The following is a 6955-nucleotide window of genomic DNA, read 5'->3' on the forward strand; positions in this document are numbered from 1 at the left end:
GGAACCGACAGCGTGGGAGCGGGCTTGCCCCGCGATGGTGATGTTGAATTTGATATCGCAATCGCGGGCAAGCCCGCTCCTACAAAATCGAGGTCAGTCTTGGAACCGCTGCTTGCCGACCAACGCCCCGCGGCGTTAGGCTGCCCCTTGCGCGTTGCCCGTCAGAGGCGGCCGCTTCCCGCCCGGCGTGCGTCACTTCCGATTTTTTTGCGAGGTAACGCCATGGCCATCACGTCCCAGGACATCTGCAACGCCGCCGACCAGCTCAATGGTTTTGTCGGTTACCACGGCAAGCGCGGCACCCATATCGTGCGCTTTTCCGAAGACTCGTTCGGCATGGATGTGGCCGACGACAGCATCACCCCGTGCAGCGAATTCGTCTGGCGCGCCGATGGCGAGCAGCGCATGGCGCTGTGCCGTGAGCGCCTGGCACTGCTGTTTGGCCAGCATGTGGACGACCGGCTGAATATCGGCGAGCCCCTGCGGCTGTATCTCAAACGCACCGATCTGCCGGAAATCGTCGCTGAACGTACCGTGCGCTAGGCGCATCAAGAAGCATCGTGGCGCTGCCCGCTGTCGGCCAGCAGCGCCTCGAAGCCTTCGCGGTCCACCGGCCTGCTCAGGTAAAAGCCTTGTACTTCGTGGCAGCGCTCCTTGCCCAGTGCGCGCAGTTGCTGCTCGGTCTCGACGCCCTCGGCGGTCACGGTCAGGCCCATGGCCTTGCCCAGGTTGATGATCGCCTGCACCACGGCGCGGTCGTTGCCGCTCTGGTTGGTCAGCCCGGCAATGAAGTGTTTGTCGATCTTGATGCTGTCGAACGGGTAGGTGCGCAGGTAGCCCAATGACGAATAGCCGGTGCCGAAGTCGTCCATGTTCAGGCGTACCCCCAGCTCCTTCAGCGCGAGCATGGTGCCCAGGGCGCCTTCTATGTCGTTGAGCATGACGTTTTCGGTGATTTCCAGCTCCAGGCGCTGGGCCGGGAAGCCGGTTTCCAGCAGCACCTCGCGTACATCGGCCACCACATCGCTGCGCAAGAACTGCGCGGGTGACAGGTTGACCGACACCAGCAGGTGCTCAGGCCACTGCCGCGCGGTGCGGCAGGCCTCCAGCAGCACCCAGCGGCCGAGGGCGACGATCAGGTCGCTCTGTTCGGCGAGCGGTATGAAGGTGTCCGGCCCCAGCAGGCCCTCTTGCGGGTGTTGCCAGCGCAGCAGCGCTTCGACCGACACGATGTGCAAATCGTCGAGGCGGTAGCGGGGTTGGTAGTGCAGCACGAACTCCTGCTGCTTGACCGCCCGGCGCAGGTCGTTCTCCAGCTGCCGGCGGTACTGGATCTGCTGGCTCATTTCAGGGGAGAAGTAGCGCCAGGTGTGCTTGCCGTCGGCCTTGGCCTGGTACAGGGCGATGTCGGCGCAGCGGATCAGCTCGCCGGCGTCGAAACCCTGGGCACGGCTCTGGGCGATGCCGAGGCTGGCGCCGATGTGCAGCTGGTGCTCCTCGAACAGGATGGGTTGCTGCAGCAGGTCGATCAGGCGCGCGCAGAAGCGGTCGATTTCGCTGCGGTTGTCCAACCCTTGCAGCACCAGCACGAACTCGTCGCCGCCCAGGCGTGCCACCAGGTCGCCGTCGCGGGTGCTGTCGCGCAGGCGCGTGGCAACCTCCTGCAACACAGCGTCGCCGGCGGCGTGGCCGAGTGAGTCGTTGATCGGCTTGAAACTGTCGAGGTCGAGCAGCAGCAAGGCCAGCGGCGGGGCGTCGCTGCCGCGCAGCAGCAGTTGCTCCAGGTGGCGCGAGAGCTTGTTGCGGTTGGCAAGGCCGGTGAGCGCGTCGTGCATCGACAGGTGCTGGATACGCGCATGGGCGTCGACTTCGTCGGTGATGTCGCTGGCGGTGCCGCGAAAGCCGGCAAGCTTGCCGTCGAACAGGATGGAACGTGCGGAAATACGGCAGTAGCGGTGCTCGCCGTTGTGGTCGCGGTAGGCGCAGCGCAGGTTGGCCAGTTGCTGCGGGTCGCTGTCGGCCTGGGCGTCGAGCCAGGGCAGTAGCGGGGTGGTGTCGCAAGCCAGCAGTTGGTTAAGCGGTTGGCCGAGCCATTCGTCGACCCGGTAGCCGGTGACTTTGGCGAAGCGTTGCGATAGGTAAGTGAGGCGGTGATGGCGGTCGGTTTCCCAGATCCAGTCGGACGCGGCCTCGGCCACGGCACGAAAACGCTGTTCGCTGGCCTCCAGCGCCTGGTTGCTCTGTTGCAGGCGCAGCAGGCTCTGGTCGATGGCGTGGGAGCTGCGCAGCGCGTGGCGGAACAGGTACAGCAGCACCAGGCCGAGCAGCAGCAATACCCCAAGTAAAGGCGGCAGTACCGCCCAGAGTAGTTGGTGGCCGGGCTGCGGGCTGTCCCAGGCCAGGTGGAAGCCGGTGTCGCCCAGCTCGATATGGGGTTGTCGGGTATTGGCGCTGCTGTCCTCTTCCAGGCGCATGCCCTTGAGCCCGGCGCCTTCGCCAAGGCGGGCCAGCTTTTCGGTGGTCAGTTGGTCGACGAACAGCATGACCGGGGCATTGCGCACCTCGCCGTCGAGTACATCCGTGTCGGGGCGCACAGCTGCGGCGCTGAGCACCGCAGGCCAATCGTTGAAGCGCACGAAGTGGGTGACCTGCTCGCGTGCCGGCGCCGCTTTGCGAGCCTCGGCGATGATCGGCGCCAGGTCGCTGCCGATGAAGGCGGTGGCCGGCGATTCACTGGGTTTGCCTTTGAACAGGGCGTAGCTGGTGCCACTGTCGGTGACCACGAACACGCCTTCGTAACCGCTTGCGCTGTACAGCGATTCGCCGACGTTTTTTTCCTCATACGCCCACTGCCAGTCGGCTTGGCCGTTAAGGTGCTCGTAGGCGGCGTCCCAGACCGCGTAGCTGGAGAGGAACTGGCGCGAGCCCAACAGCCGTTGCTGCAGTGCCTGGTTGGCCTGGAAACTGCTGCTTTGCTGGGCTTGCTGGTCGAGGGTGGCAGCGATGTTGAACAGGGCGCCGAGGGCGATCAGGCAGCCCAGGCCGAACAAAGCGCAGAAACCGCCGATCAGTCGGCGTACCTGCAGGTTGGAGGTGTGGGGCGGGGCGGGACGGTCTGCATTCCTGTGCATGTGCGGGCGGCTCCTTGTACTGCGCCTCCCGCCCGGGGCCTGGGGGAAGGTCTACTCAGGATAGGCCAGCCTGAGCGCGGTGGCCTCGCCGCGGGCCAGATTCACCTGGTCACGGCCCTGGTGCTTGGCGCTGTAGAGGGCCTTGTCGGCCACCAGCAGCCAGTCCTCGGCACTGGCAAGGCCTGGGCGAAAGGCTGCAAGGCCGATGCTCAGGCTGATGCGCAGGCCCGGCAGTTGCGGGTTGCGGTAGGCGGCGACACGTTCGCGCAGGCGTTCCATGGCCTGGCAGGCCTGGGCTTCGTGGGTGTCGGGGAAAATCAGGCAGAACTCGTCGCCACCGTAGCGGCCGGCTTTGTCGTGCTCGCGCAGGCTGCGTTGCAGTTCGTGGCTGAGCTGGCGCAGCACGCAGTCGCCGACCACGTGGCCGTAGGTGTCGTTGATGGCCTTGAAGTGGTCGATGTCGATCAGGGCGATGACCGCCGGCAGCTGTTGCTGCTGGCTGAGCTGGAACTTGTGCTGCAGCAGGTCTTTCCACGAGCCGTGGTTGAGCAGGCCGGTGAGGCTGTCGGTACGGCTCAGTGTGCTGAGCTGGCGCTTGTGGTCGGCCAGCTGGATCGCCAACTGGTAGCACACCCAGCCCAGGGCCAGCGGGTAGAGGGTGAGCATCGGCAGGCTGGCATAGACTTGCGCCATGCTGGTATGCAGTTGCAAGCCAGGGCCGAGCAGGGCCATGGACAGCAGCATGCCGGCCAGTTGCGCGAGCACGCCGCGGACGACCATGGGCTTGCCGCCCGCGGCGACGTTGTTCATGGTCACCATCGACAGAATGGTCAGGCTTGGCAGTGGGTTGAAATGCATGGTCGCCGCCCAGAAGCCTGCGGCTACCGAGTCCAGCTGCAGGTTACGCAGCTCGGCCTGGTACGGCTTTGCCGAGCGGCGCGCCCAGTGGTAGGCCACGTGCGGCCAGGCCAGGCCGTTGAACAGCATCAGCAGCCAAACCCAGTGGGGCTGTTGCAGGGGGGCCACCGCCGCAGCGGCGGCGATCAGGCCGATAGCCTTGCCGATGATGCGGGGGCGGTAGATACGGCGGACAAACGAGAGTCCCTTGCCGCTGCTGGTGTCCGTCATGGTTGTCCATTCTTTTGTGAGGCGCCGTTTATCGCATAAGTCGCATGAATATTGTTGAACATTCATTCATCGGCGAAAAATGGCCTTACAAGCCAATTCACGGTTGATGCAGTACCTCTGGAGTAACATGAAGCCTTTCTTCCTGCTCGGAGTGCTCTTGCTCATGGTCCCCATGGCTACCCCTGCCGGCGAGCCGGCGCCCCACCGCGACGGGCGTTTTCACAATCAGGTCGAGTTGCCCAAGGATGGGGTGCTTAAAAAGCTGCGCATCGGCCTCAAGTACCTTTTGCTGCGCAAACCACCTGAAACGCGGCCGGGTGCGGCATTGGCGCTGCAGCCGATGACCCGCCAGCAGGTGCTCGATGCGCCCGACCACAGCTTGTGGCGGCTGGGGCATTCCACCGTGTTGCTGAAACTGCGTGGGCGCTTCTTCATTACCGACCCGGTGTTCGCCGAGCGGGCATCACCTGTGCAGTGGGCCGGGCCGTTGCGCTTCCATGCACCGCCGTTGTCGCTGGATGACTTGCCGCCGCTGACTGCGGTAATTCTTTCCCACGACCATTTCGACCACCTCGACGAGCAGGCCATCCGCCGCCTGGTGCCGCGTACCGAGCATTTTCTGGCGCCGCTCGGGGTAGGGGACCTGCTGGTGGAATGGGGGGTGCCGGCGGCGAAGGTGCAGCAACTGGACTGGTGGCAGGAGGCCGAGGTGGCTGGCGTGCGCTTTGTTGCCACGCCGGCGCAGCACTTTTCTGGCCGCGGGCTATTCGACAGCAACCGCCGGTTGTGGGCGTCCTGGGTGGTGATCGATGAAGGCCTGCGGGTGTTCTTCAGTGGTGATACCGGGTACTTCGAGGGCTTTCGCGAAATTGGCGAGCGTTATGGGCCGTTCGATCTGACTCTGATGGAAACCGGCGCCTACAACCTGGCCTGGCCCAACGTGCACATGCAACCCGAGCAGAGCCTGCAGGCTCACCTGGATTTACGCGGGCGCTGGATGCTGCCGATCCACAATGGTACCTTCGACCTGTCCATGCACAGCTGGCAGGAGCCGTTCGAGCGCATTCTTGCGTTGGCCGAGGCCGCGCAGGTGCAACTGTGCACGCCACAGATGGGCGAGCGTGTCAGCCTCGACTCGCCGCACGCCGGGCAGAACTGGTGGCGGCCCAAGGCTGCGCCGCGTCATGGCCGGGCAGCCGAGCGGGCGGTGGCGGCGCGTTAGTCGTCCTTCAATAGCTGTGAGGGCGGCTTGCCGCTGTCGCTGCGTACCTGGGCGTGGCTGATCAGGGCAAAGATGAAGCTGCCACCAATGATGTTGCCAGCCAGGGTCGGCAGGGCGAAGTCGAGCCAGAAAGCTCCCCAAGTCTCGTCGCCGGCCCACACCAGGTACGACACCTCCAGTGAGCCCACTACTATATGGGTGAAATCGCCCAGGGCCATCAGGTAGGTGATCAGCAGGATGATCCAGATCTTGGCGTGCTCCATCGACGGGATCATCCAGACCATGGTGGCGATCATCCAGCCCGAGACGATGCCCTTGGCGAACATCTGGCTGATGTCGTTCTCCATCACCTTGCGGCCGACTTCAAGGAAGGCGATGTCGGTCTTGCTGTCGAAGATCGGTAGCTCGAGCATCACCCAGGCCACCAGCAAGGTGCCGGCCAGGTTACCCAGCAGCACGATGCCCCACAGGCGCAGCAGGCGGCCGAGGTTGGCCAGGGTCGGGGTGGTCATGACCGGCAGCACGGCGGTGAGGGTGTTTTCGGTGAACAGCTGCTGGCGTGCGAGTATCACCCCGAGAAACCCTGCGCTGTAGCCGAGGCTGGCAATCACCTGTGCGCTTTCGCCCTCGGGCAGGCGGGCATAGAACAGCCCCATCGCCATCAGCGACAGGCCCATGGTCAGGCCGGCGGCCAGCGCCGACCACCACAGGGCGGCGAGAGTGCGCTCCAGTTCCTGGTCGCCCTGCAGGCGGATGATCTCGTGCAGTACCGCCGCCCGTGGCGGTTGGTTGTGGCTGACCTCCTGCTCTTCGTCCGGCGACAGCCCCGGGGTCTTTTCGTTTTGCGTGTCGCTCATGGCCATTGCGCTCCGCTTGGGTGTTTCTCTACAGAGCGGGGGAGGGGCTGAATAGTTGCTTGAGTGTGTTTGAAACTTTTTTAGGGCAGGGTGTTGACTCTGATTTCAAAGCGCGTATTATTCGCCTCCTCGCAGCGTTGAACGCAACGAGGCAAGCGGTAAGTTGTTGAGGTTGAAGGTGTTTTCAAAAACAGCTTCGAAAAAAACTTCAAAATAAACGCTTGACACGAAATGAGGAAAGCGTAGAATGCGCGCCTCGGTTGAGACGAAAAGCTCTTAACCAAACGCTCTTTAACAAATTGAATCAAGCAATTCGTGTGGGTGCTTGTGAGTACGGTTTGATAGTCGCCAAGATTATCAGCATCACAAGTGGCCATGCGAGAAATCACATAGTCATTTGAGATTGCTGAGCCAAGTTTAGGGTTTCTTAAAAACCCAAGCAGTATTGAACTGAAGAGTTTGATCATGGCTCAGATTGAACGCTGGCGGCAGGCCTAACACATGCAAGTCGAGCGGATGACGGGAGCTTGCTCCTTGATTCAGCGGCGGACGGGTGAGTAATGCCTAGGAATCTGCCTGGTAGTGGGGGACAACGTTTCGAAAGGAACGCTAATACC

General features: G+C 63.3%; 5 protein-coding genes and 1 rRNA gene. 3 read left to right on the forward strand and 3 right to left on the reverse strand.

What is annotated here, in order from left to right; genetic code table 11:
• Positions 1–222: 222 nt before the first annotated feature.
• Positions 223–543, forward strand: coding sequence for a DUF2025 family protein (locus ACI2KK_RS25245; protein ID WP_369990124.1), 321 nt, complete (start codon positions 223–225; stop codon positions 541–543).
• A 5-nt stretch (positions 544–548) separates the two neighbouring features.
• On the opposite strand, the gene ACI2KK_RS25250 is transcribed toward ACI2KK_RS25245, so the two are convergent.
• On the reverse strand, positions 549–3131 hold the full coding sequence (locus ACI2KK_RS25250; protein ID WP_404671097.1) for an EAL domain-containing protein: 2583 nt from the start codon (positions 3129–3131) through the stop codon (positions 549–551).
• A gap of 51 nt (positions 3132–3182) precedes the next feature.
• On the reverse strand, positions 3183–4259 hold the full coding sequence (locus tag ACI2KK_RS25255; protein ID WP_404671098.1) for a diguanylate cyclase: 1077 nt from the start codon (positions 4257–4259) through the stop codon (positions 3183–3185).
• Between the two features lie 127 nt (positions 4260–4386).
• Between ACI2KK_RS25255 and ACI2KK_RS25260 the strand changes: the two genes are divergently transcribed.
• The gene (locus ACI2KK_RS25260; RefSeq protein WP_404671099.1) at positions 4387–5481 is read left to right on the forward strand and encodes an MBL fold metallo-hydrolase; all 1095 of its coding nucleotides are present in this window, start codon (positions 4387–4389) and stop codon (positions 5479–5481) included.
• Here ACI2KK_RS25260 and ACI2KK_RS25265 read toward each other — a convergent pair.
• Positions 5478–6338 (reverse strand): formate/nitrite transporter family protein, encoded by an 861-nt coding sequence (locus ACI2KK_RS25265; protein WP_404671100.1) that lies wholly within the window; start codon positions 6336–6338, stop codon positions 5478–5480. The two genes, ACI2KK_RS25260 and ACI2KK_RS25265, sit on opposite strands and share 4 nt — an antisense overlap.
• Before the next feature lie 447 nt (positions 6339–6785).
• Between ACI2KK_RS25265 and ACI2KK_RS25270 the strand changes: the two genes are divergently transcribed.
• Positions 6786–6955 (forward strand): 16S ribosomal RNA (locus ACI2KK_RS25270); the annotation flags it as partial.

It is taken from the genome of Pseudomonas sp. NPDC089406 (assembly GCF_044900265.1).
Classification (GTDB): domain Bacteria; phylum Pseudomonadota; class Gammaproteobacteria; order Pseudomonadales; family Pseudomonadaceae; genus Aquipseudomonas; species Aquipseudomonas fakonensis.